The organism is Dietzia psychralcaliphila, assembly GCF_003096095.1.
Taxonomy (GTDB): domain Bacteria; phylum Actinomycetota; class Actinomycetes; order Mycobacteriales; family Mycobacteriaceae; genus Dietzia; species Dietzia psychralcaliphila.
On record NZ_CP015453.1, the window covers coordinates 924,290 to 948,585 of the forward strand.

24 protein-coding genes and 1 tRNA gene are annotated in these 24,296 nt (G+C 70.2%); 20 read left to right on the plus strand and 5 right to left on the minus strand.

Features of this window, described 5'->3' with window-relative positions; translation table 11 throughout:
• Nucleotides 1-216: 216 nt before the first annotated feature.
• The 3 genes from A6048_RS04120 to A6048_RS04130 all read left to right on the plus strand — a co-directional run bounded on the left by A6048_RS04120 (nt 217) and on the right by A6048_RS04130 (nt 2,842).
• The gene (locus A6048_RS04120; protein WP_235027368.1) at nt 217-507 is read left to right on the plus strand and encodes a DUF485 domain-containing protein; all 291 of its coding nucleotides are present in this window, start codon (nt 217-219) and stop codon (nt 505-507) included.
• Nucleotides 507-2,129, plus strand: a complete 1,623-nt coding sequence (locus tag A6048_RS04125; RefSeq protein ID WP_107748657.1) for a solute symporter family protein — start codon at nt 507-509, stop codon at nt 2,127-2,129. The genes A6048_RS04120 and A6048_RS04125 overlap by 1 nt, the downstream gene beginning before the upstream one ends.
• A 206-nt stretch (nt 2,130-2,335) precedes the next feature.
• A complete protein-coding gene (locus A6048_RS04130; RefSeq protein WP_235027366.1) occupies nt 2,336-2,842 on the plus strand; it encodes a hypothetical protein in 507 nt (168 codons plus the stop codon).
• A gap of 81 nt (nt 2,843-2,923) precedes the next feature.
• On the opposite strand, the gene A6048_RS04135 is transcribed toward A6048_RS04130, so the two are convergent.
• Nucleotides 2,924-3,250: a hypothetical protein gene (locus tag A6048_RS04135; RefSeq protein WP_107748655.1), complete on the minus strand. Its 327-nt coding sequence runs from the start codon at nt 3,248-3,250 to the stop codon at nt 2,924-2,926.
• A 495-nt stretch (nt 3,251-3,745) separates the two neighbouring features.
• Nucleotides 3,746-3,821, minus strand: a tRNA-Arg gene (locus A6048_RS04140).
• A 215-nt stretch (nt 3,822-4,036) separates the two neighbouring features.
• Between A6048_RS04140 and rplM the strand changes: the two genes are divergently transcribed.
• From rplM to glmM, 3 genes are all read left to right on the plus strand, one after another.
• Nucleotides 4,037-4,480, plus strand: coding sequence for a 50S ribosomal protein L13 (rplM, locus tag A6048_RS04145; protein WP_107748654.1), 444 nt, complete (start codon nt 4,037-4,039; stop codon nt 4,478-4,480).
• Nucleotides 4,477-5,019 carry a 30S ribosomal protein S9 gene (gene rpsI / locus A6048_RS04150; protein ID WP_107748653.1) on the plus strand — a complete coding sequence of 181 codons (543 nt, stop codon included), beginning with the start codon at nt 4,477-4,479 and terminating at the stop codon, nt 5,017-5,019. The genes rplM and rpsI overlap by 4 nt, the downstream gene beginning before the upstream one ends.
• 157 nt (nt 5,020-5,176) lie before the next feature.
• Nucleotides 5,177-6,538, plus strand: a complete 1,362-nt coding sequence (glmM, locus tag A6048_RS04155) for a phosphoglucosamine mutase (RefSeq protein WP_107748652.1) — start codon at nt 5,177-5,179, stop codon at nt 6,536-6,538.
• 44 nt (nt 6,539-6,582) lie between these two features.
• Here the strand turns inward: glmM and A6048_RS04160 are convergent, their stop codons facing one another.
• On the minus strand, nt 6,583-7,455 hold the full coding sequence (locus A6048_RS04160; RefSeq protein ID WP_235027367.1) for a dienelactone hydrolase family protein: 873 nt from the start codon (nt 7,453-7,455) through the stop codon (nt 6,583-6,585).
• Between the two features lie 73 nt (nt 7,456-7,528).
• On the opposite strand from A6048_RS04160, the gene glmS reads away from it, so the two are divergent.
• From glmS to tsaD, 8 genes are read left to right on the plus strand one after another with little or no spacing between them, the layout of a single operon-like run.
• On the plus strand, nt 7,529-9,385 hold the full coding sequence (glmS, locus tag A6048_RS04165; protein ID WP_107748650.1) for a glutamine--fructose-6-phosphate transaminase (isomerizing): 1,857 nt from the start codon (nt 7,529-7,531) through the stop codon (nt 9,383-9,385).
• A gap of 39 nt (nt 9,386-9,424) precedes the next feature.
• Nucleotides 9,425-10,927 (plus strand): bifunctional ADP-dependent NAD(P)H-hydrate dehydratase/NAD(P)H-hydrate epimerase, encoded by a 1,503-nt coding sequence (locus tag A6048_RS04170; RefSeq protein WP_107748649.1) that lies wholly within the window; start codon nt 9,425-9,427, stop codon nt 10,925-10,927.
• A gap of 29 nt (nt 10,928-10,956) precedes the next feature.
• The gene (gene alr / locus A6048_RS04175) at nt 10,957-12,156 is read left to right on the plus strand and encodes an alanine racemase (protein ID WP_107748648.1); all 1,200 of its coding nucleotides are present in this window, start codon (nt 10,957-10,959) and stop codon (nt 12,154-12,156) included.
• On the plus strand, nt 12,153-13,442 hold the full coding sequence (locus A6048_RS04180) for an alpha/beta fold hydrolase (RefSeq protein ID WP_235027557.1): 1,290 nt from the start codon (nt 12,153-12,155) through the stop codon (nt 13,440-13,442). The genes alr and A6048_RS04180 overlap by 4 nt, the downstream gene beginning before the upstream one ends.
• Nucleotides 13,439-13,951, plus strand: coding sequence for a tRNA (adenosine(37)-N6)-threonylcarbamoyltransferase complex ATPase subunit type 1 TsaE (locus A6048_RS04185; protein WP_107748647.1), 513 nt, complete (start codon nt 13,439-13,441; stop codon nt 13,949-13,951). Before A6048_RS04180 ends, A6048_RS04185 begins: the two co-directional genes overlap by 4 nt.
• A 4-nt stretch (nt 13,952-13,955) precedes the next feature.
• Nucleotides 13,956-14,708, plus strand: a complete 753-nt coding sequence (tsaB, locus tag A6048_RS04190) for a tRNA (adenosine(37)-N6)-threonylcarbamoyltransferase complex dimerization subunit type 1 TsaB (protein ID WP_107748646.1) — start codon at nt 13,956-13,958, stop codon at nt 14,706-14,708.
• The gene (gene rimI / locus A6048_RS04195; protein ID WP_412523688.1) at nt 14,705-15,274 is read left to right on the plus strand and encodes a ribosomal protein S18-alanine N-acetyltransferase; all 570 of its coding nucleotides are present in this window, start codon (nt 14,705-14,707) and stop codon (nt 15,272-15,274) included. Before tsaB ends, rimI begins: the two co-directional genes overlap by 4 nt.
• On the plus strand, nt 15,271-16,308 hold the full coding sequence (tsaD, locus tag A6048_RS04200) for a tRNA (adenosine(37)-N6)-threonylcarbamoyltransferase complex transferase subunit TsaD (protein WP_107748645.1): 1,038 nt from the start codon (nt 15,271-15,273) through the stop codon (nt 16,306-16,308). The genes rimI and tsaD overlap by 4 nt, the downstream gene beginning before the upstream one ends.
• Nucleotides 16,309-16,318: 10 nt before the next feature.
• On the opposite strand, the gene A6048_RS04205 is transcribed toward tsaD, so the two are convergent.
• Entirely contained in the window at nt 16,319-16,699 is a 381-nt protein-coding gene (locus A6048_RS04205; RefSeq protein ID WP_159110350.1) for a DUF4190 domain-containing protein, read from the minus strand.
• A gap of 272 nt (nt 16,700-16,971) precedes the next feature.
• Between A6048_RS04205 and groES the strand changes: the two genes are divergently transcribed.
• The 4 genes from groES (at nt 16,972) to A6048_RS04225 (ending at nt 20,885) form a co-directional block, all read left to right on the plus strand.
• Nucleotides 16,972-17,259, plus strand: coding sequence for a co-chaperone GroES (groES, locus tag A6048_RS04210; RefSeq protein ID WP_017837219.1), 288 nt, complete (start codon nt 16,972-16,974; stop codon nt 17,257-17,259).
• A gap of 143 nt (nt 17,260-17,402) precedes the next feature.
• Entirely contained in the window at nt 17,403-19,025 is a 1,623-nt protein-coding gene (gene groL, locus A6048_RS04215) for a chaperonin GroEL (RefSeq protein WP_107748643.1), read from the plus strand.
• Between the two features lie 268 nt (nt 19,026-19,293).
• Complete coding sequence (locus A6048_RS04220; protein ID WP_107748642.1) at nt 19,294-19,875, plus strand: sigma-70 family RNA polymerase sigma factor; 582 nt, start codon at nt 19,294-19,296, stop codon at nt 19,873-19,875.
• Nucleotides 19,872-20,885 (plus strand): hypothetical protein, encoded by a 1,014-nt coding sequence (locus A6048_RS04225; protein WP_235027556.1) that lies wholly within the window; start codon nt 19,872-19,874, stop codon nt 20,883-20,885. The genes A6048_RS04220 and A6048_RS04225 overlap by 4 nt, the downstream gene beginning before the upstream one ends.
• A gap of 132 nt (nt 20,886-21,017) precedes the next feature.
• On the opposite strand, the gene A6048_RS04230 is transcribed toward A6048_RS04225, so the two are convergent.
• The gene (locus tag A6048_RS04230) at nt 21,018-21,440 is read right to left on the minus strand and encodes a DUF5319 domain-containing protein (RefSeq protein WP_372450608.1); all 423 of its coding nucleotides are present in this window, start codon (nt 21,438-21,440) and stop codon (nt 21,018-21,020) included.
• A gap of 111 nt (nt 21,441-21,551) precedes the next feature.
• Here A6048_RS04230 and guaB point away from each other — a divergent pair, with 111 nt between their 5' ends.
• Complete coding sequence (guaB, locus tag A6048_RS04235; protein WP_107748639.1) at nt 21,552-23,087, plus strand: IMP dehydrogenase; 1,536 nt, start codon at nt 21,552-21,554, stop codon at nt 23,085-23,087.
• Nucleotides 23,088-23,093: 6 nt separating this feature from the next.
• Complete coding sequence (locus A6048_RS04240; RefSeq protein ID WP_107748726.1) at nt 23,094-24,233, plus strand: GuaB3 family IMP dehydrogenase-related protein; 1,140 nt, start codon at nt 23,094-23,096, stop codon at nt 24,231-24,233.
• Nucleotides 24,234-24,296 lie beyond the last annotated feature (63 nt).

Below are 24,296 nucleotides of genomic sequence, written 5' to 3' on the forward strand. Positions count from 1 at the left end.
ACCACCGCATTTGCCGTCCCCGCCCATGCCGGGGGGATTCGTCTCGGCAAACTCCTGTGTCACGTGTCACACTTCTCCAGTCCTAGTCTGTGAGGCGCATCACTACAGAGGTGTGCCTCGAGAGAACCGAAACGGAGGACCTCCGTGTCCCAACCAGCTGATCCCCCGGTGGGAGGATCGTCCCGACGCAGCCCGGAAGCGGCTGACTTCGAGGCGATGCACTCCAGCCCGGAATTTCAGGAGTTGCGCAGCAAGTTCAGGGCGTTCGTCTTCCCCATGACGATCGCCTTCCTCCTCTGGTACTTCCTCTACGTGCTACTGGCGGTCTACGCGACCGATTTCATGGGGACCAAGGTCTTCGGGAACATCACCTGGGGTCTGATCATCGGGCTGGCACAGTTCGTCACGACGTTCCTCATCACGTTCCTCTACATCCGGTTCGCCAACCGCGTGATCGATCCCCGCGCGGCTGCGATCCGCCACGAGCTGGAAGGTGAGGTGGCCTGATGGACGACTGGCTGATCAACATCAACGAACTCACACCGGGAGAGCAGGTCGGAAGCACCCTGCTCAACATGGTCGTGTTCGGCGTCTTCATCGTCATCACCATGACCCTCGTGCTGCGCGCCTCCAAGTCGACCAAATCCACCAAGGACTTCTACACCGGTGGCTCGACCTTCACGGGACCGCAGAACGGGTTCGCGATCGCCGGCGACTATCTCTCGGCGGCCTCGTTCCTCGGCATCGCCGGCGCCATCGCCATCAACGGCTATGACGGTTTCCTCTACTCCATCGGCTTCCTGGTGGCCTGGTTGGTCGCACTGTTGCTCGTCGCCGAGCTGATGCGTAACACCGGTCGGTTCACCATGGCCGACGTGCTCAGTTTCCGACTCAACCAGCGGCCCGTCCGCATGGCCGCCGCGCTGGCGACCCTGGCGGTCTGCCTCTTCTACCTCATCGCCCAGATGGCGGGCGCGGGTGGACTGGTCGCCCTGCTGCTCAACATCAACGACTCGACCGGACAGGCGATCGTCGTCGCGGCCGTCGGACTCCTGATGATCGTCTACGTCCTTGTCGGCGGCATGAAGGGCACGACCTACGTGCAGATGGTCAAGGCCGTTCTGCTCGTCGGCGGCGTGCTGATCATGTGTCTGTTCGTCCTGGTGGCGGTGCGGGGCAACTTCTCGGCCCTCCTCGGCGAGGCCGTGGCCAATTCCGGCAAGGACCTCCTCAGCCCGGGTCTCCAGTACGGTGCCACCGAGACCAGCAAGCTCGACTTCATCTCGTTGTCGATCGCCCTGGTCTTCGGTACCGCCGGCCTCCCGCACGTGCTGATGCGCTTCTACACCGTCCCCACGGCCAAGGAGGCCCGTCGCTCGGTCACCTGGGCGATCGCGCTCATCGGGTCCTTCTACCTGTTCACCCTCGTCCTCGGCTTCGGTGCCGCGGCGATGGTGGGATCGGACGTCATCGAGGCGGCGCCGGGCGGCGTGAACTCGGCGGCCCCGCTGCTGGCCTTCGCGCTCGGCGGCGAGATCTTCCTCGGAATCATCTCGGCGGTGGCCTTCGCGACGATCCTCGCGGTGGTCGCGGGCCTGGCGATCACCGCGTCGGCGTCGTTCGCCCACGACATCTACAACGGGGTGATCAAGCACGGGCAGGCCACCGAGAAGGACCAGTTGCGCGTGTCGCGGATCACCGTGGTCGTGATCGGTATCGCGTCCATCATCATGGGCATCGGGGCCATGGGGCAGAACATCGCGTTCCTCGTCGCCCTCGCCTTTGCCATCGCGGCCTCGGCGAACCTGCCGACGATCCTCTACTCGCTGTTCTGGAAGCGGTTCAACACGACCGGTGCGCTGTTCTCCATGTACGGCGGTCTGATCAGCACACTCCTGCTGATCGCGCTGTCGCCGGCGGTCTCCGGCAGTGAGAAGTCGATGATCCCCAACATGGACTTCGCGCTGTTCCCCCTGTCCAACCCGGGCATCGTGTCGATCCCGCTGGCGTTCCTGCTCGGCATCATCGGTACGTTCCTCGGCAAGAAGGACGAGTTCCCGCAGAAGCGGGTCGAGATGGAGGTCCGCTCCCTCACCGGCGTCGGTGTGGAGAAGACGATCAACCACTGATCCACCCGCCCGGGCGAACCCGGTACCGACCCGCCCGACCGTGGACAACGGTCGGGCGGGTCGCGTCGTCGGGGAAGTGCACCGTCGGGACGGAACCTCGACGGGAGGGAAGTCGTGGGGGAAAGGGACTACCCTCGGTGACCACCACACCGATTCGGAGGCGGTTGAAGCAGATGTATCCCGGACAAGACGACCAGACGCGGCGCATGGGGCAACCCGATTCGCGCGCGTACTCGCAGATGGGCGGAGACCCAGGGTACGACGAGCCCTACTCGAACGAGGCCGCGTATCCGGAGCGCCGCGAGTCCCGCGGCCCCGCACTCGACGTGGGGAAGTTCCTGGGCAGCGTCGCCGCCACGGCACTCGTGGCGGCGATCGCCGGGTGGCTGATCGCGTGGGTGGTCGACGCGGTGTTCGGCCGCTTCGGGCACCAGTGGGCGAACGGTGGCAACACCCCCACCATGTACGCCGTGTACGGGGCGGTGGCCGCGATCCTGGCCGGGCTCCTGTGGTACCTGCTGCTGGTGGGCACCGCCAACCCCCAGCAGTTCTTCTCCTGGACCGTCGGATTGCTGATCATCGCCGCGGTGGCGCTGCCGTTGCTCGTGACGGTGCCGTTCCTCGACGGGTTGGCCGCAGCCATAGTGCACCTGTTCATCGGCCTGCCGATCCTCGCGCTCACCGGGGCGTTCTCCGCGACCCTGCGACGCTGACCCCCGTGATGCACCCGAGCCCGCTGATGACTCATCAGCGGGCTCGGGTGCGTTAGACGGGTCAGACGGGGTGACTGCAGGTCAGGCGGCGTGCTTGCAGGTCGCGCAGGTGCAGTCGTCGCAGACGCAGTTCGCGCACTCGTGGCGCTCCCCGCAGTTGTCGCATGAGCACACGTTGTGATTGCAGGTCGGGCACGTGCAGTCCGTGCAGGTGCACACGGCGCAGCTGTCAGTGCAGTTGTCACACGAGCAGGTGGTGCACTCGTCGTAGTGGCCGTCGTGCTCCCGGTGCAGGTGGCCGTCGTGCAGGTAGTCGACGTGGTCCTCGTGAACCACGGCCTCGTGGCCGCAGCCGGGTCCGTGGGTGTGTGAGTGGGACTCGGCGGTGGGGTGGTCGGTCACGGTCATGGCTGTTGCTCCTGGTTGTGGCGGAAGGCGTCGGGTCACACGTGGCTCACGTGCTCGTCGGTCAGGGGGTGACTGGCGTCCCGGCCCTGGCGCACCGAGGTCGCGCGCCGCGCGCCGCGCGCCGCGCGGCAGCCGGAGGCGGAGGCGGTCACCCTGACATGCACAGATCATTATACGTGCATGAAAGCGTGTCAAGGGCTCGCGCGGGCCACCCCGGCGGGCGCGGTCCACTCCTGGCACTCCTGCGATCCTGACCGGCTCGGCAACGCCACGCGGCCGGTGGAGCCGGTCGGGTCGGGGCCCCGGGTCTGTCGACGGTGGGAAACGGCGGTGGGAAACGGCGGTGCGGAACGGCGGTGCGAATCAACGGTGCGAAACGGCGGTGCGAAATGACGGGGCATGCCGTCGGTGCGTCCCGTCGGTGCATCGGGGGTCTCGGCACGTGCAGTCTCGGTTCGCGCCGACTCGTGATGTGCGGTCTCGTCACGTGCGCTGTGGTGCCCTCGAGAGGAATCGAACCTCCGACACCGGCTTTAGGAGAGCCGTGCTCTATCCACTGAGCTACGAGGGCGGGAACCGGGGGAGAGTCTAACTGATGGTCGCCGGTCGCCGTGATCGGCGAGTTGGAGTGTCGTCCCCCGGGCGGTAGGCTAGGCCGCTGGCGTCCGTGTCGTCCCCGTTGCCGGGGATCGACGGACCGCCTCCGCGGGTCACCACCGGCCGCCGCGCGAGGGGGTGGGCGTCCGACAGGCCGGCAGCCCCACTAGACAGACAGAGGTATCGCCTGTGTCCACGTACACCCCCAAGCCCGGGGACGTGACGCGCGCCTGGTACGTCATCGACGCCACTGATGTGGTTCTCGGTCGACTCGCCGTACAGGTCGCCAACATTCTCCGCGGCAAGCACAAGCCGCAGTTCGCCCCGAACGCCGACACCGGCGACTTCGTCATCATCATCAACGCCGACAAGGTCGCGATCTCGTCTAACAAGCGCGAGCGCGTCATGCATCACCGCCACTCCGGTTTCCCGGGCGGGCTCAAGTCGCAGTCCCTCGGCAAGGCCATGGACACGCGCCCCGACCGCGTCGTCGAGAAGGCTGTCAAGGGCATGCTCCCGAGCAACAAGCTCGGTCGTGCCGTTGCCTCCAAGCTGAAGGTGTACGCGGGCCCCGAGCATCCGCACGCCGCCCAGCAGCCCGTGCCCTACGAGATCAAGCAGGTGGCCCAGTGACCGACGAGAACATCACCCCCGAGGCCGAGCTCGCCGATGACACGGTGGCGGAACTCGCCGCCGAGGTCGCCGAGGACTACAGCGAGGCCGACTACGCCGGTGGCAGCGACTTCGTGGCCGACGCCGAGACCCAGCTGGCGCCGATCGTGTCCTCCGGTCCGACGCAGGCGGTGGGACGTCGCAAGGAGGCCGTCGCCCGCGTCCGCCTCGTGCCCGGCTCCGGTCAGTTCACCCTGAACGGTCGTACTCTCGAGGAGTACTTCCCGAACAAGGTGCACCAGCAGCTCGTCAAGTCGCCGCTGGTCCTCGTCGAGCGCGAGGAGCAGTTCGACATCGTGAGCCTCCTCCACGGTGGTGGGCCCTCGGGTCAGGCCGGCGCGCTGCGCCTGGCCATCGCCCGTGCGCTCATCGAGTACGCCCCGGACGACCGCCCGGCCCTCAAGAAGGCCGGCTTCCTCACCCGGGACGCCCGCGCCGTCGAGCGCAAGAAGGCCGGCCTCAAGAAGGCCCGTAAGGCACCGCAGTACTCGAAGCGCTGATCTACGCGCTCGATACCCCAGAGCAGGCGCCCGCACTCGCGGGGGCCTGCTCTGGCTCGTTTTCCAAGGGACCTCACGGCCGGGGATATCCTTACCCGGCCCGGTACACCCACCTCGCGTGCGGTGGCGGTCCCACTACCCCGGAGGATCACGCACCATGACCCGACTTTTCGGCACCGACGGGGTTCGCGGACTCGCCAATCGGACGCTCACCGTGGACCTGGCGGTCCGCCTCGGGGCGGCTGCCGCGTCCGTCCTGGCAGCCGAGACCGGTGCCACCCTGGCGCGGAACACCTCGACCCGCCCACTGGCGGTGATCGGCCGGGACCCCCGGGCGTCGGGGGAGATGCTGGAGGCGGCCCTCGCCGCGGGCCTGGCAAGCCAGGGCGTGGACGTCCTGTGTGTCGGTGAACTCCCGACCCCGGCCGTCGCTCATCTGACGGCCCAGCACGGCGCGGAGCTCGGTGCGGTCATCTCGGCCTCACACAACGCGATGCCCGACAACGGGATCAAGTTCTTCGCCGCGGGCGGGCACAAGCTCGGCGACCACATGGAGGACCGGATCGAGGGTGCCCTGACGGAGGGCGCGATCACCGGCCCCACCGGGGCGGCGGTCGGCCGGATCTCACGCGCATCGTCGGAGGACGCCCTGGACGGTTATGTCCGGCACCTGCTCGACGCCACGCCGGGACGGCTGGACGGTCTCGTCGTCGTGGTCGACTGCGCCAACGGCGCGGCCAGCGTCGCGGCGCCGCGTGCCTACCGTGACGCGGGGGCGACCGTGATCGAGCTCCACTCCAGCCCCGACGGCTACAACATCAACGACGGGTGCGGTTCCACCCATCTCGACGACGTCCGGGCGGCGGTACGCGAGCACGGCGCGGACCTCGGCCTGGCACACGACGGCGACGCCGACCGCTGCCTCGCCGTGGACGCCTCGGGCGAGGTCGTCGACGGCGACCAGATCATGGCGATCCTCGCCCTGGCGATGCGGGACTCCGGAGAGCTCGCGGGGGACACCCTCGTGGCGACGATCATGAGCAACCTCGGTCTCAAGGTGGCCATGCAGGCCGCCGGGATCCAGGTCACCGAGACCAAGGTGGGGGACCGATACGTCCTCGAGCGTCTCCGCGAGGGCGGGTACAGCCTCGGTGGCGAGCAGTCCGGACACCTCGTCCTCCCTGCGCACGCGACCACCGGCGACGGCGTCCTCACCGGTCTCCGCATCATGGCGCGGATGGCGGAGACGGGCAGAGCACTGGCCGAGCTCGCCGCCGTGATGACGGTGCTCCCGCAGGTACTGATCAACGTGCCGGTGGACGACAAGGCAGCGGTCGTGGCGTCCTCGGTGCTCGGCGACGCCGTGGCCGCCGAGGAGGCGCGACTCGGTTCGAGCGGCAGGGTGCTCCTGCGCCCGTCGGGAACCGAGCAGCTGGTCCGTGTGATGGTCGAGGCCGAGGATGCGCACTGCGCCCGTGAGGTGGCCGAACGACTGGCGGGGCTGGTCACCGCGGTCTGAGCCGGCCGGGGCAGGTCTGACCTGTCCGGGGCGGTGAGCCGCCCTCAGGTGCCGGTGACGCTCTTGACCAGCCTGAGCAGCGGCGGTGCGCCGGCCACCAGGTCGCCGTCTTCATCGTCCAGCAGCTGGTCGGTGACAGTGACGGTGTCCTTGAGCTTCTCCTCCGGGTCCGCGAACACCGAGTAGGTGTCGTCACCGGCGAGCGTGGTCAGGAGATACCCCGCCAACAGTGGGCGCACCGCGCGTTGCGTGCGGCGGTCCGGGTCCGCGAGCCCGACGTACTTGAGCAGTGGCGCGCCCTCGACCAGGCCGGTCTCGATGGCCTTCTCGAGGCGTCGGTGCACGATCGGGCCGCGCCATGCCAGGTGGAGCGCCTTCGCGTCCTCGGCGTGGACACCACCGGACGCCGACAGCAGCAGTGCCGGTGCGTCGATGGTGATCGCGCGGTCGGCGGCGTCGGGAACGGTCTCGGTGGGGAAGACCATGGCCACCGCCTCGATATCGGTGCGTTGGGAGGCCAGTAGGGCGCAGACCCCGCCGCCGAGTCCGTGCCCGGCCAACCCGATCCGGCGCGGATCCGCACGGACGGTCCCCCGGCCGAGTCTGGCCTGCAGGACGTCCTCGATCGCGGCCGACAGGTGGTCGGCGAAGTGCTGGTGGTTCGGGCGGGGGGACCTGTCGGTCGCCGGCGCCACCACGACGAAACCCCACGACGCGAGGTGTTTGAGCGTGTCGACGTAGTCGCGGGGCCCCTTGGTCCAGTCGTGGGCGAAACCCACCAGTGGGGCGGGCGACGGCGCGTCACGCGGGACGAACACGGCGCCGGGCGTCCCGGTGAACCCGAGGTCGCCGGTGTCGACCCCGTAGGGGCCCCGCCGGTTCACCTTGTTGAGCAGTTCCTTGGTCTTGGTGGCCACGAGGGCAACAGTATCGCCTCTGGGGGGCCGACGGTGCCGGGGCGTCGGGGCGGCCTGGCTACACTTAGCGGCCATGTGCGGAATCGTCGGTTATGTGGGGCATCAGGCTGCCCTCCCTGTTGTGGTCGAGGCCCTGCGGCGGATGGAGTACCGCGGATACGACTCGTCGGGCGTGGCCGTCCTCGACGGCTCGGGCTCCTCCCGTGTCGAGAAGAAGGAGGGCAAGCTCGCCAACCTCGAGGCCTCGCTCGACTCCGCCGGGCACGACAGTTTCCCCGGGACCACCGGGATCGGCCACACCCGCTGGGCGACCCACGGACGCCCCAGCGACCGCAACGCGCACCCGCACGTTTCGGGCGATGTGGCGATCGTCCACAACGGCATCATCGAGAACTTCGCGCCGCTCCGTGCCGAGCTGGAGGCCGCGGGGGTCGAGCTGGAGTCCGACACCGACTCCGAGGTCGCCGCGCACCTGCTCGCCTGTGAGATGGCGTCCGGGCCGAACGCAGGCGACTTCGTCGCCTCGTGCCGTGCCGTGTTGAACCGCCTCGAGGGCGCCTTCACGCTCGTGTTCAGCCACGCCGCGCACCCGGACATCCTCGTCGCGGCGCGCCGGTCCACCCCGTTGGTCCTGGGGGTGGGGGAGGGCGAGATGTTCCTCGGCTCGGATGTCGCCGCCTTCATCGAGCACACCCGCGAGGCGGTGGAGCTCGGACAGGACAACGTCGTGGTGCTGCGTGCCGACGGGTACGAGATTACCGACCTCGCCGGCGAGCCGACGGAGGGGCGACCGTTCCACATCGACTGGGATCTCGCCGCCGCCGAGAAGGGCGGCTACGACTACTTCATGCTCAAGGAGATCGCCGAGCAGCCGAAGGCCGTGGCGGACACCCTCCTGGGGCACTTCCAGGACGGTCGCATCGTGCTGGACGAGCAGCGGATCAGCGACCAGGACCTGCGGGACATCGACAAGGTGTTCATCGTGGCCTGCGGCAGCGCCTACCACTCCGGGATGGTGGCCAAGTACGCCATCGAGCACTGGACCCGCCTGCCATGCGAGGTGGAGATCGCCTCGGAGTTCCGCTACCGCGACCCGGTCCTGGACCGGTCCACCCTCGTGGTGGCCATCTCCCAGTCGGGCGAGACCGCCGACACCCTCGAGGCGGTGCGACACGCCAAGGCCCAGAAGGCCCGCGTACTGGCGGTCTGTAACACCAACGGTTCGCAGATCCCCCGGGAGGCCGACGCCGTGCTCTACACGCACGCCGGTCCCGAGATCGGGGTGGCCTCCACCAAGGCCTACCTGGCCCAGATCACCGCCAACTACCTGGTCGGACTGGCGTTGGCGCAGGCCCGGGGCACCAAGTACCCCGACGAGGTGGCGGCCGAGTTCCGTCAGCTCGAGCGGATGCCCGAGGACATCCAGAGGGTCGTCGACTCCCTCGACCCCGTTCGGGAGATCGCGCGCGAGCTGGCCGACTCGAAGTCGGTGCTGTTCCTCGGCCGTCACGTCGGGTACCCGACCGCGCTCGAGGGAGCGCTCAAGCTCAAGGAGCTCGCGTACATGCACGCCGAGGGCTTCCCGGCGGGCGAGCTCAAGCACGGGCCGATCGCGCTCATCGAGGACGGACTGCCCGTCTTCATCGTGATGCCGCCGGTCGAGGGTCGCGGGGTCCTCCACTCCAAGCTGGTGAGCAACATCCAGGAGATCAGGGCGCGGGGTGCGCGGACCATCGTGATCGCCGAGGAGGGGGACGAGGTGGTGCGACCGCTGTCGGACTACTTCATCCCGATCCCCGCCTCGACCACCTTGTTGCAGCCGCTGCTCGCGACGATCCCGTACCAGGCGTTCGCCGCCGAGGTCGCCGCCGCTCGCGGGTACGACGTGGACAAGCCCCGCAACCTGGCCAAGTCCGTCACGGTGGAGTGACCCGACGCAGGGTCTGAGACCGAGCAGGGACTGACGATCATGATGCGTGCGCACCCGGTCGAAGCGATCAGGGCCGCCGAGCACCCGCTACTCGAGGCGGCGACGGCGGCCGGTGACCCGGACGCCGTGATGCGCGTCGCGGCGGCGGGCGTCGCCCACCACACCGCCGCGCTCCTGCGGGAGCGGGCCGGAGGGGTCTACGGGCGTTCGGTCCTGCTGATCGTGGGCAGCGGGGACAACGGCGGTGACGCCCTCTACGCCGGCGCGGTCCTGCGTGGGCGGGGTTGTCGCGTGGAGGCGGTGTTGCTCGACCCCGACCGGGTCCACGGGCGGGCCCTCCGGGCCCTGCGGAGAGCAGGGGGGCGGACGGTCGTCGGGGGGACCGGGGCGATCGCGCGCACGGCGAGCACCCCGGACGTGGCGATCGACGGAATCGTGGGACTCGCAGGGAGGGGCCCGCTGCGGGAACCCGCGGCGTCGACGGTGGCGGCGCTCACCGGGGCCGGGGTCCCGTTCGTCGCGGTGGATCTCCCGAGCGGGGTGGACGCCGACACCGGCACGGTTCATGAGGCGCACGTGCGAGCCGACGTCACCGTCACCTTCGGCGCCCTCCGGCGCGCTCATCTGCTCGCCTCGCCGACGTGCGGGAGGGTCGAGGTGGTCGACATCGGTCTGGCCGGGTTACGGTCCGGACCGCAGACGATGTTCGGCCCGGTCCGGGCCGAGGTGGGTAGGGCGTGGCCGGTTCCGGGGCCGGGCGACGACAAATACACCCAGGGTGTGGTCGCGATACGCGCCGGATCCGGCCGCTATCCGGGTGCCGCCGTGTTGTGCGCCTCCGCGGCGGTGGCGGCCACCTCCGGGATGGTCCGGTACGTGGGCCCGGGCGCGGCGGACGTGCTCGCGGGCCGTCCGGAGGTGGTGTGCCACCCCTCGGTCGCCGAGGCCGGGACCGCGCAGTCCTGGGTGGTGGGCCCGGGAGCGGGGACCGGAACCGGGGCGGTCGCCGACATCGACGCGGTACTGGGCCGGGGACGGCCGACCGTGCTCGACGCGGACGCGCTCACGTGTGTCGCGAGCCATCCCGTGTTGCTACGGAGCGCGAGCGCGCCGGTGCTTCTCACGCCTCACGCCGGCGAGTTCGATCGGTTGACCGGAGGGTGGGACCGAGCGGACCGACCCGGCGCGCTGCGCCGCTACGTCGCGGGTCTGCGGGACCGGGGGATCGAGGCGACGGTGCTGCTCAAGGGGCGGGTGACGCTCGTCGACGACGGCGAGACCACCTGGGCGATAGACGCAGGTTCCTCCTGGGCCGCTACGGCGGGTTCCGGGGACGTGCTTTCCGGAGTAGTCGGCGCGTTGCTCGCGAACGGCATGGGGGCCGGAGGGACGCCCGCGTGGCCGGCGGTTGCGGCGGCGGTGGCCCATGGTGAGGCCGCGCAGGTCGCCGCGCGGCGTACGGGCGGTGCGGGCGCGCCCATCGGGGCCGGTGATCTGCTGTCCGCGTTGCCGGCGGCGATCTCCGCGCTCCGCGGTGCGTGAATGGCCTACGGCGGCCGGAGTTTGGCAGAATGGACAGAATGGGTCCAATTGTCCCGCTGTCCGTCCCGCCGTCGCCGTGCCGCGCCGAGATCGATCTGACCGCGATCGAGCACAACTCCCGCGTCCTGGTGCGAGCTGCGCGCGGTGCGCGCGTCATGGCGGTGGTCAAGGCCGACGCCTATGGCCACGGAGCCGTACCCGTCTCGCTCGCCGCGTTGCGCGGGGGAGCGGACGCGCTGGGTGTCACCACGATCGGTGAGGCGGTGGAGTTGCGCGAGGCGGGGATAGACGCCGAGATCCTGGCCTGGTTGTTCGCGGTCGGGGACGACGTCGGTGCGGCGCTCGAGGCCGGTGTCGACCTGGCGGTCCCGAGCCCGGGCCACCTCGACACGGTGCTCGACGCCGTCCGCCGCACCGGACGCCGCGCCCGGGTGACCCCCAAGATCGACACCGGGCTCGCCCGCTCCGGCATCACCCTCGATGAGTGGCCCGCACTGCTCGATCGGCTCGTGGGCGCGTCGGATGGGGGGCTCGTCGAGGTCACCGGGCTGATGGCGCACTTCGCGCACGCCGACGATCCGGGCAATCCGGTGATCGACCACCAGGTCGACCGGCTGCACGCGTGCGTGGCGCAGGCCCGTGCCCGGGGCCTGGACTGCCCGGTCAACCACCACGCCAACTCCGCGGCCACCCTGACCCGTCCGGAGGACGGTTTCGAGATGGTCCGCCCCGGGATCGCCCTGTACGGGCTCAACCCCGTCGACGGCCTCGAGGCCGATCTGGTCCCGGCGATGACGTTCTCCGCCGAGGTACTGATGGTCAAGCGCATCGCCGCCGGTCAGGGGGTGAGCTACGGGCACACCTGGCACGCCCCGCGGGACACCACCGTGGCGCTCGTGGCGGCGGGCTACGCCGACGGGGTGTGGCGCCTGCTCTCGGGCAGGCTCGACGTGTCGATCGACGGACGCCGGTACCCGAACGTCGGACGGGTCTGCATGGATCAGTTCGTCGTCGACCTCGGCCCCGACCCGGGCGAGACGGTGCGGGCGGGTGACACCGCCGTCCTGTTCGGCACCGGTGCCGACGGCGGCCCCACCGCCGCCGAATGGGCCCGGACCCTGGGGACCATCCACTACGAGGTCGTCACAGCCGTCCGCGGCCGAGCGGCCCGACATCACGTTCTCGGGGCCCGCGGCGTTCCCGGTGGGCAGAGGGAGGGGTCACTATGAGTGGAGAAGACGACTCGACCGGGCGCCGGAGGTCGATGCCCCGACTCCGGCTACCCCGCCGTCCCTCCCGGTCCAATGCGGGGGAGCCGGTCGAGATCCGGTCGCCCGAACTCGTCGGCGGAGCGACTCGGGACGCCGACGCCGTCGATGAGCAGATCCGGGCCCCCGGAGGTCTCGCCGCGGGTCTGAGTGCACTCGGTGCCGCCACGATCGGCTCCGTGGGCACGCTCCTGCCCGGTCGCCGGGCGGGCGACCCGTGGGTCGGCGAGGACATGTGGGAACTCGGTGTTGACCGCGGCTCGATGGTCGCCGCCTCGGACGGCGTCCCGCTCGCCGTGCGGGAGGCCGGACCGACCGATGCGCCGATGACCGTCGTGTTCGCCCACGGGTACACACTCTCGATGGATTCCTGGCACTTCCAGCGCCGTCACCTCCAGGACCGTTTCGGTTCCGAGGTCCGGCTGGTCTTCTACGACCAGCGTGGTCACGGACTCAGTGGTAAGAGCTCCCGCGACAACTCGACCATCGCCCAACTGGCGTCCGATCTCAACTCGGTCATCTCGGCCACCGCACCGACGGGTCCGATCGTGGCGATCGGCCATTCCATGGGTGGGATGTCTGTTCTGGGTTACGCCGTGCGCCACGAGGAGGCGGTCCGCGAGCGGGTGCTCGGCGTGGGTCTGGTCGCCACGGCGATGGCGGAGCTGTCGGAGTCGGGCCTGGGAGCGGTGCTCGACAGCAGGGCGGTCAGCAGGTTCGTCGGGCTCGCCGGCCGCACCCCCGCGGTGTTCACCAGCAGCCGCAAGGCCCTCGGCGCGATCATCTCGCCGTTCATCTACGGCGGGTCGTTCGGCGACCCGGCCAAGATGAGCCCGACCGTCGCCAGGTTCGTGGACAAGCTCATCGCCTCGACGGACGTGCTGACCATCGCGAACTTCTTCGAGACCCTCACCCGGCACGACGAGTCCGCGGCCATGCCCGTGCTCCGGGACGTGCGCACCACGGTCCTGTGCGGCGACCGCGACCTGCTGACCCCTCTCGACCGCTCGGTGGACATCGCCGAGGAGTTGCCGGACGCCGAGTTCGTCGTGGTCCCCGGCGCCGGACACATGGTGATGCTGGAGGAGCCGGCGCACGTGTCGGAGGTTCTCGGTGACCTCATCGCGGACGCCATCGTCGAGTGGCGCGCACGTACCCGCGGGCCTGCGGTCGACACCGGGCCTGCGATCAAGACCGGGCCGGCGGCCGGCAGCGGTCCGTCGATGGGCCGCAGCAAGGCGTCGTGACGATCGGGGTGCCGGGACAGCGGACGCTGCCCACGGTCGAGGACACCCGTGCACTCGGCGCCGAACTGGCGGGACTGCTGCGGGCTGGTGACGTCGTGGTGCTCGACGGACCGCTCGGTGCCGGCAAGACGGCGCTCACCGTGGGGATCGCCGCCGGACTCGGTGTCCGTGGCAGGGTGACCTCCCCGACCTTCGTCATCGCCCGCCGCCACGCCCCCGGCACACCGGACGGCCCGGGGATGGTCCACGTGGACGCCTACCGGCTGGTGGGGGGCCAGAACCCCGACGGGTCGCACCCCTCGTCGGTGGACCTGGCCGACCAGTTGGAATCCCTGGACCTGGACTCCGCGCTCGACCATGACGTGGTGGTGGTGGAGTGGGGCGCCGGGTTCGTCGATTCCCTGGTCTCCGCTCCGCTCGTCGTCACCCTCGCTCGCGGCGCCGACACCGAGGTGCGCTCGGCCGCCTGGCACCGGGCCGGTCGGCCGCCCGGCCCGGCGGTACCCTGACCCCGTGCTGGTCCTCGCCGTCGACACCTCGACCCCCTCCGTCACCGCAGGGGTCTGCCGGCTCGTCCACGGTGACCACGATCCGGTCGTCACGACCCTGGCCACGCGGGTCACCGAGGATGCGCGCGCCCATGCGGAGCTGCTCACCCCACACATCCTGGACAGCCTCGCGGAGGCGGGACTGACCCCGGCCGACCTCGACGCCGTCGTGGTGGGAGTGGGACCGGGACCGTTCACCGGGCTGCGGGTGGGGATGGCCACCGCGGCCGCGTTCGCCGACGCCGTCGGCCGACCCGTGTACGGAGTGGGTTCGCTCGACGGGCTCGCGGAACGGGCGCGCGCCGCCGGGGTGGCGGGAGAGCTCGTCGTCGTCACCGACGCCCGGCGCCGCGAGGCGTACCACGCCCGGTACTCCCCGGACGGAACCCGCGTCTCCGGTCCCGCGGTCGGACCCGCGGCCGACATCCCCACCGACGGAGTCGATCACCTGGTCGGCGACGCCACCCGACTCGCTGAGATCGCCGGCGGGACGCGACACGCAGAGGCCGGCGGCGAGGTGTCCACGGCGTCGGACGGGGTGACCGCACCGGACCCGGCCGGGCTCGTGACCGTCGCCGCCGTGGACATCCTCGGCGGAGTGGAGCCGGCCCCGCTCGAGCCCCTCTACCTGAGGCGACCTGACGCCGTACCGCCCCGCCGGGTGGAGCCGTCCCCGGCGTTGCGGGGCGTCGACCGCAGTGGAGGGACACAGCCGTGAGTGGTCGGGTGCCGGATGGCGCCGCGGCGGATCGTGACGCCACGGATGGCGCCGCCCCGGACCGTGCCGCCACGAACAGTGTGATCTACGATCCGCTGGTCGCGGGCGACGCGGTGCGGTGCGCGGAACTCGAACTGGTCCTCTTCCGCGGTGACGGGCCGTGGTCTGCTGCGTCGTTCCTGTCCGAGATCGGCTCCGGACACACCACCTGCCTGGCCGCCCGGTCGGGCGACCTGCTGGTCGGTTACGCGGTGTTGGCGGCGCTCGGGCGGGAGGGTGACCGCGAGTTCGAGGTCCACACCATCGGGGTCGCCCCCGCGCACCGGGGCCGGGGGATCGGACGCACGATGTTGCGGCGGCTGCTCGCCGTGGCGGATGCGGAATCGGCTCCGGTCGTCCTCGACGTGCGTACCGACAACGTCCCGGCCCGCTCGCTGTACGAGTCACACGGTTTCGAGGTGGTGGGGCTGCGACCCCGGTACTACCGTCCGAGCATGGCCGACGCGCACCTGATGGTGCGCCCGGCGCGCTACGGGCCCGACGGGGGAGAGGGGAACGGCTCGTGAGGACCGTACTGGGGATCGAGAGTTCGTGCGACGAGACGGGCGTGGCGATCGCGCGGGTGCACGACGACGGACGAACCGAGCTGCTGTCCGACGTGGTGGCCTCGTCGATGTCCGAGCACGCGCGCTTCGGCGGGGTGGTTCCCGAGATCGCCTCACGCGCCCACCTCGAGGCGCTCGTGCCGACCGTCCGGGCCGCGCTCGCCGAGGCGGGCGTGGACCGGCCCGACGCCGTGGCGGCGACCATCGGTCCCGGACTGTCCGGCGCGTTGCTGGTGGGCTCGTCCGCGGCCAAGGCCTACGCCGCGGCGTGGGGCACGCCGTTCTACGCCGTCAACCACCTGGTGGGCCACGTTGCCGTGGCCGGGTTCGACGGCGGACCGCTCGGGGAGTGCGTGGCGCTGCTGGTCTCCGGTGGTCACACCCAGCTCCTGCACGTGCGGTCGCTCACGGAACCGGTGGTGGAACTCGGCTCCACGGTCGACGACGCGGCGGGGGAGGCCTACGACAAGGTCGCGAGGCTCCTGGGGTTGGGATATCCGGGCGGTCCGGTGATCGATCGACTCGCGGCATCCGGTGACCCCGCGGCCATACCCTTCCCACGCGGGATGACCGGACCCCGGGACGCACGACACGACTTCTCCTTCTCCGGGCTCAAGACCTCGGTCGCGCGCCGGATCGAGGCCGCCGAGCGCGACGGGTCACACCTCGAGGTGGCCGACGTGGCCGCGTCCTTCCAGGAGGCGGTGGCGGACGTGCTCACCATGAAGGCCGTGCGCGCCTGCACCGACCTCGGGGTGCGGACCCTGCTCATCGGTGGAGGCGTGGCGGCGAACTCGCGGCTACGGGAACTGGCGGCCCAGCGGTGCGCCGACGCCGGGATCCTCCTCCGTGTCCCCCGGCCGCGGCTCTGCACGGACAACGGAGCGATGGTCGTGGCGGTGGCGTCCGCGCTCCTCGCCGCGGGTGCCGAGCCCAGCGCCCTGACCGTGGCGGCGGATCCTGGACTCACGGTCGAGGTGACCCAGGTGGTGTGAGGTGAGTGCGTCAGAAGCCGAGTAGGGCGAAGCCGTACCCGGTGAACAGCAGCATCCCGCAGACCAACAGAGCGATGAGGGCCAGCCAGAGGTATCCCACCGCGAGGGCGGTGAGGGCGAGTCCGCGCCCGCCCTGTCCGGTCTGACGGATTCGGACCAGGGCGAGATGGCCGAGCAGAACCGACGTGAGGGCGAAGACTGCGGGGAGCAGGGGCAGGAACAGCCCGAGGAAGGACCCGAAGACGACGTTTCCCACCGCCAACACGACCGCGGCGAGTGCCGTCCCGTTGACCGCGGGAGGGCTCGCGTGCGAGTCGTGAACGGGCTCGTCCGGTCCCCGGCGATCACGGTGATCGGACGCGTCCGCATCACCGGAGGGTGGACGGGGCATGGGCGACGACTCCTCCCGGGGGCGGCGGGACCTGTCGCCGATCGTACGCGTGGGCCCGGCTCCCGTCGGGGTCCGGAACCGGGCGTGTGGGGTCCGGGTGTTGTTCGCCGTCCGCGAACGCGGCAGGGTCGTGCACCCGGGACACTTGAGTGCTGGCACTCGCGCATATAGAGTGCCAATAGGCATGGACCCCGGCTGCGTCACCCGCGACGACGCCTACCCGGTGCCCCGCCCCCTGAACACACCAGTCATCTACACACGGAGGATCCATCGTGGCGATCAAGCCGCTTGAGGACAAGATTCTCGTCGAGGCCACCGCTGCCGAGACCACCACGGCATCCGGCCTCGTCATTCCGGACACCGCCAAGGAAAAGCCCCAGGAGGGCACCGTCGTCGCGGTCGGCAAGGGCCGATTCGACGAGGACGGCGACCGCATCCCCATGGACATCAAGGAGGGTGACAAGGTCATCTACTCCAAGTACGGCGGAACCGAGATCAAGTACGAGGGCAAGGAGTACCTGATCCTCTCCTCGCGCGATGTTCTCGCGGTCATCGACTGACGTGAGCTCGTAACCCCCGCCCCGGTGGCGCCGGCCAGTGTCCGGCCCGCCGGGGCGGTGGTGTCTCACCGGTGTCTCACCGGTCTCATACGCAGAACGACCCGTCCGTCCCGAACACCCTCTTCCCTCCAGGAGTCCCATCAATGTCCAAGTTGATAGCGTTCGACGAGGAGGCCCGTAAGGGCATGCTCGCCGGTGTCGACCAACTCGCCGACACCGTCAAGGTCACGCTCGGCCCCAAGGGTCGGCACGTCGTGCTGGCCAAGGCCTTCGGTGGTCCCACCGTCACGAACGACGGTGTCTCCATCGCCCGCGAGATCGAGCTCTCCGAGCCGTTCGCGAACCTCGGTGCCCAGCTGGTCAAGAGCGTCGCCACCAAGACCAACGACGTCGCCGGTGACGGCACCACCACCGCGACGGTGCTCGCGCAGGCGCTCATCCGTGAGGGACTGCGCAATGTTGCCGCCGGCTCCAACCCGATGGCCATGGGCAAGGGGATCGAGAAGGCGTCGGCCGCCGTCGTGGAGTTCCTCAAGTCCGCCGCCACCCCGGTGTCCGGGTCCGAGGGGGTGGCGCAGGTCGCCACCGTGTCCTCGCGAGACCCCGAGGTGGGCCGGATGGTCGCCGAGGCCATGGACGCCGTCGGTGTCAACGGCGTCGTGTCCGTCGAGGAGTCCCAGGGCCTGCACACCGAGGTCGCCGTGACCGAGGGCATCGCCTTTGACAAGGGCTATCTGAGCCCCTACTTCGTCACCGATCCCGACGAGCAGAAGGCCATCTACGAGGATGTCCTGATCCTGCTGCACCGCGAGAAGATCAGCTCCCTCCCGGACCTGCTCCCGCTGCTCGAGAAGGTCGCGGAGACCGGCAAGCCCCTGCTCATCGTGGCCGAGGACGTCGACGGTGAGGCGTTGTCGACCCTGGTCGTCAACTCGATCCGCAAGACCGTCAAGGTCGTGGCGATCAAGGCCCCGTTCTTCGGAGACCGGCGCAAGGCCTTCCAGGACGATCTCGCGATCGTCCTCAAGGGTCAGGTCGTCAGCCCGGACCTGGGCATGAAGCTCTCCGACTGTGGCCTCGAGGTGCTCGGGCACGCCCGCCGCGTGACCGTCTCCAAGGACGAGACGATCATCGTCGACGGCGACGGAGACCAGGCGGACGTCGACGCCCGGGTGGCGCAGCTGCGCCGCGAGGCCGAGAACACCGACTCCGACTGGGACCGCGAGAAGCTCGAAGAGCGCATCGCGAAGCTCTCCGGTGGCGTCGCGGTGATCCGCGTCGGTGCCGCCACGGAGACCGAGCTCACCGAGCGCAAGCTCCGCGTCGAGGACGCGGTCAACTCGGCCAAGGCCGCCGTCGAGGAGGGCGTGATCGCCGGAGGCGGCTCCGTGCTCGTCCAGGCCGCGGCGTCGCTCGCCCGGCTCGCCGAGGACACCGCCGACGCCGACGAGGCAGTGGGCGTGAACGTGGTCCGCAAGGCGCTCTCGGCCCCGCTGTTCTGGATCGCCGCCAACGCGGGCGAGGACGGTTCCGTGGTCGTGAGCAAGGTCGCCGACCTCGGTCCGCGGGACGGTTTCAACGCCGCCACCGGCGAATACGGCGACCTCATCTCGGCGGGCATCATCGACCCGGTGAAGGTCACCCACTCGGCCGTCGTCAACGCGTGCTCCGTCGCGCGGATGGTCCTGACCACCGAGACCGCGATCGTGGAGAAGCCCGAGCAGGAGGGTTCCGGCGCGCACTCGCACACCGGTCACTCGCACTGATATCGGTCAGACCGGGCCCCGGCCCCCGCACCCGCGGGGCCGGGGCCCGCTCCCGTCTCCGGGTCGTCGTGTGGTCCCTCCGGGCGCCCAGCGGTTACGCTGGGCCCTCACCAGACGGCCTCCGAACAAGGGACGCGTAAGTATCCTGTGGCCACGCCCCGCCGGCCACCGACGGCCCCGACGCGAGACCGCGACGGCGGCGTCCCAACCCAGACAGAAAGGCCGTGGCCCGTAGCACACCCGTGTAACGAGAGGCCCCCCTAATTCGATGACAGGTATAGCAGACGAGTTGGAGCTCGCCGTCTCGGCTGCGGTCAAGGGAGACCGCACCGCGGCGACGCGGGTGCTGGAACTGGTCCGTCCCGGTGTGGTGCGGTATTGCCGTTCCCGCGTCGGGGGCGCGGAGAGGGTCAACCTGTCTGCTGACGATGTCGCACAGGAGGTGCTGATCGCGGTGCTCTCGGCGCTTCCGGGGTATCGGGATCAAGGACGCCCCTTCATGGCGTTCGTGTACGGGATCGCGGCCCACAAGGTCGCGGACGCCCACCGAGGCGCCGCACGGAACAAGTCGGATCCCGTGGAGTACCTCCCCGAGGTGCTCTCCACCGAGACGGGGCCTGAGGAACACATCCTCGACGGCGAGGTGACCAGGGCGATGAGCCGACTACTGGGAACCCTGCCCGAGAAGCAGAGAGAGATCATCCGACTGCGAGTGGTGGTCGGACTCTCCGCGGAAGAGACCGCGGAGATCGTGGACAGTACGGCCGGAGCCGTGCGGGTGGCCCAACACCGGGCCATGAAGCAGCTCCGGGCGAGGATCGAGCAGGACGGAGAGGAGCGATGGCGATGAACGACGACGATGTCGACCCCGGCACCCGGGACGACGCCGCCTCGCTCGACGAGCCCGGTCCGGACCCGGAAGCGCTGCAGCGTGACGACGAGCTCCTCAGCGTCCTCGGGGCGGGCGACCGCCCCGCCGACACCGATGCCCTGGCCGCGATACTGGCCGACTGGCGCGGCGAGGTCGACTCCGCACCCCTGCCCGCGTTGCCGGGTGACGAGGAGATCGAGGTCGCGCTCGCGTCCAACGTCTCGCGCCTGTGGCCTCGACGTGGCTGGGCCAAATCCCATGAACACCATCACGGGCAGCGCCCCGCGTTGTGGCAGGCGGTCACCGGGGCCGCGGCCGTGGCGGCGGTGATCGTCGGAGGCCTGTCCGTCGCCGCACACAGTGCGATGCCCGGCGACCCGCTGTGGGGGGTCTCCAAGACGATCTTCGCCGACCGCGCCGGTGAGGTGGAACTGGTCAGTGACCTGAGCGAACACCTGGCCGCCGCGGACCTGGCAGCCCGCGAGGGCGACCGTGAGAGTGCCGAGCGTCTCCTCGAGGAGGTGTCCGGCCGGCTGGACGAGGTCTCGGACGCCTCTGAACGGGTCGAGTTGATGAAGCGACGCGATGCGATCAGGCGTGACCTGAGCAGGGTCACGCCCAGTTCGGTCCCGTCCCCCGCACCTGCTCCGGCTCCCGCCCCCGCTCCGGGCCAGGGACCCGCGACACTCGTGCCCGGGGTTCCTGTCCCACTGCCCTCGAATCTCATCCCGCCACCGCCCGCCGGTATGCCGGTGATCCCCCTTCCGCTGGACGGGCTGCGGATCTCCACGACACTGCAGATCCCGATCGACACCCAGCGCATCCAGGACTTCCTGGCGCCCACCACGGGGCGGCCGCAACCAGACGACGTCGACGGGACGGTTGCGCCGCCGTCACCGACGCGGACCACCGTGACCCAGGTTCCGACGTCGGCTCCGGCCGCGACCAGTGCGCCGGCGACGACACGGTCCGTGCCGCCCACCAACTGACCTCATCCACCAATTGACCCCATGCTCCAACGGGTCCCGTCATGCACCAACGGGTCCCGTGGACCACCTGATCGCGCCCGACATCGTGGCTGTGGACCGGTAGCTGATCGGCTCCTGTCGCAGGTCAGTAGTTCATCGACGCCAGTAGAGGCGGCGCGGGCGCATCGTGCGCACCGCGTCCGCGTATCCACGGCAGTAGTCCCACGTGACGTAGTCGTCCGGGATCGGGTCGAAGGCGGGCTCGTGGGGTAGAAGCGAACCGTCCTCGAGGAGCTGCATGAGGTTGGCGCGGAGCATGTCCCACTCGTGGTAGTGCTCCTCGGCGCAGTCCTCGCACTGCACGGCGACCCCCTTGACACCGGTGGGGGCCAGGAGCTCCCGGAACTCGGCGAGATCAGCCAGGTCCTCCTCGATCGCACGACGTTCCTCCGCGTCCAGCGGACCCGAGGGGAAGCCGTCATCGACGGGGTCGAGCTCGGCCAGTTCCGCGGTCGGATCGTCCGGATCTCCGGCGAACGGGTCGGGCGGCATGCCGTGCCGTAGGGGATCGTTCACGCCCCCACCGTACCCGTGGGCACCACCTGGCGGGGCCGACGGTTCGAGCCAGGGCCCTCGGACGCACTATCCTCGGACTCCAGACCGAGACGACCCCCAGGAGGACGGCAGATGAGCGAGTCGCGAGGCCCCGTGCGCACCGGCGGCGACGATCCGAACAAGGTCGCCATGGTGGGCCTGACCTTCGACGACGTGCTGCTTCTTCCAGCCGCCTCCGAGGTGGTCCCCAGTGAGGTCGACACGAGTACCCGTCTCACCCGCGACATCACGTTGCGGGTGCCGCTGGTGTCGTCCGCGATGGACACCGTCACCGAGGCGCGCATGGCCATCTCCATGGCCCGCCAGGGCGGGATCGGGGTGCTGCACCGCAATCTCTCCGTGGCCGACCAGGCGGCGCAGGTGGACACGGTCAAGCGCTCGGAGGCGGGCATGGTCACCGATCCGGTCACCTGTGCTCCCGCCAACACCCTCGCCGAGGTCGACGAGATGTGCGCCCGCTACCGGATCTCCGGCCTGCCGGTGACCGACGAGCGGGGCGAACTCGTGGGCATCATCACCAACCGGGACATGCGTTTCGAGGTGGACAAGTCGCGGCGGGTCGACGAGGTCATGACCCGCGCTCCGCTGGTGGTCGCACGGGAGGGTGTCACGGCGGAGGCAGCCCTCGGGCTCCTGCGTCGCCACAAGATCGAGAAGCTGCCGATCGTGGACGGCGACGGTCGGCTCACGGGGCTCATCACGGTCAAGGACTTCGTCAAGACCGAGAAGCACCCGGACGCCACCAAGGACTCCGACGGACGACTGCGTGTGGCCGCGGCGATCGGCACCGGCGAGGACGCCTGGCAGCGTGCCGGCACCCTCACCGACGCCGGGGTGGACGTCCTCGTCGTGGACACCGCACACGCCCACAACCGCAACGCCCTCGAGATGGTCGCCCGCGTCAAGCGCGAGCTCGGCGACAGGGTCCAGGTGATCGGCGGTAACCTCGCCACCCGCGGCGCGGCGCAGGCGATGATCGACGCGGGCGCCGACGCGATCAAGGTGGGCATCGGTCCCGGTTCCATCTGCACCACCCGAGTCGTCGCGGGGGTGGGCGCACCGCAGATCACCGCGATCCTCGAGGCCTCCGTGGCGGCCCATGCCGCAGGTGTGCCCGTGATCGCCGACGGCGGTATGCAGTACTCGGGCGACGTGGCCAAGGCCATCGCGGCCGGGGCGTCGGCCTGCATGTTCGGCTCGCTGCTCGCGGGCTGCACCGAGTCGCCGGGAGAGCTGATCTTCGTGGACGGCAAGCAGTACAAGGTCTACCGCGGTATGGGATCGGTCGGCGCGATGCGCGGCCGCGGCAAGCCGGGGCAGGAGAAGTCGTTCTCCAAGGACCGTTACTTCCAGGACGACGTGCTGTCCGAGGAGAAGCTGGTCCCCGAGGGCATCGAGGGGCGGGTGCCGTACCGCGGCGACGTCGCTCAGGTCCTGCACCAGCTGACCGGCGGACTCCGCGCGGGGATGGGCTACACGGGATCGGCCACCATCCCGGACATGAACCGCGCCCAGTTCGTCCAGATCACGGCGGCGGGGCTCAAGGAGAGCCACCCCCACGCGATCCAGATGACCGTCGAGGCCCCCAACTACAACGTTAAGGACTGAATGCGCGTGCGAGACGTCGTGGAGATCGGAATGGGCCGTGAGGCCCGACGGATGTACGGACTCGGCGAGGTGGACATCGTCCCGTCCCGCCGGACCCGTAGCTCCAAGGAGGTGTCGACGGCCTGGCAGATCGACGCCTACCAGATGGAACTCCCCGTGATGACCCACCCGACCGACGCGGTGGTCTCACCCGCGTCGGCCGTGGAGTTCTCGAGGCTGGGCGGCCTGGCGGTGCTCAACGGTGAGGGCCTGTGGGCGCGTCACGAGAATCCGGAGGCGGCGATCGCCGAGCTGCGCGAGATCGCGCTCGAGGACGTGACCGGCCACCGGGCGGTGGCGCGCCTCCAGGAGTTGCACCGCGCCCCCATCGACCGGGAGCTGCTCGCGGCGGCGGTCCGGCGTATCCGCGACGAGGGCGGTACCGTCGCCGTCCGGGTGTCGCCGCAGCACGCTCGTGACCTCACCCCCGGTCTGGTCGCGGCCGGGATCGACATGCTGGTCGTGCAGGGCACCATCATCTCCGCCGAGCACGTGAGCGGCGAGGACGAGCCCCTGAACCTCAAGGACTTCATCCACGGGCTCGACGTGCCCGTGATCGCGGGCGGCGTCGTGGACTACAAGACCGCCCTGCACCTCATGCGCACCGGCGCGGCCGGCGTGATCGTGGGTTACGGCGGGGTCGAGGGGGTCACCACCACGGGCTCCGTGCTCGGTATGGAGGTGCACATGGCCACCGCGATCGCCGACGCGGCGGCCGCGCGTCGTGACTACCTGGACGAGACGGGCGGCCGGTACGTCCACGTCCTGGCCGACGGTGACATCTACACCTCCGGTGACATCGCCCGTGCGGTGGCCTGTGGCGCCGACGCCGTGGTGTTGGGTCCGCTGCTGGCCGGTTCGCTGGAGTCTCCCGGGCGCGGCGTGTACTGGGATTCCGTGTCCGCCCACCCCAAGGTCCCCCGCGGCCACGTCGCGGAGATCGACGACGAGACGGAGCTGGCCCCACTGGCCGAGGTCCTCGAGGGTCCGACGAGTGTCCCGGACGGAACCCGGAACCTGATGGGCGGTCTCCGTCGCGCGATGGCCAAGTGCGGGTACTCGGACGTGAAGGGATTCCAGAAGGTGGACCTGTCCGTCCGCCCCTGACGCGGTGGACAAAACGGGAGCTACTGTCGGGTAAGTTCGTGGTGCTCGGGTACTGTGACCTAC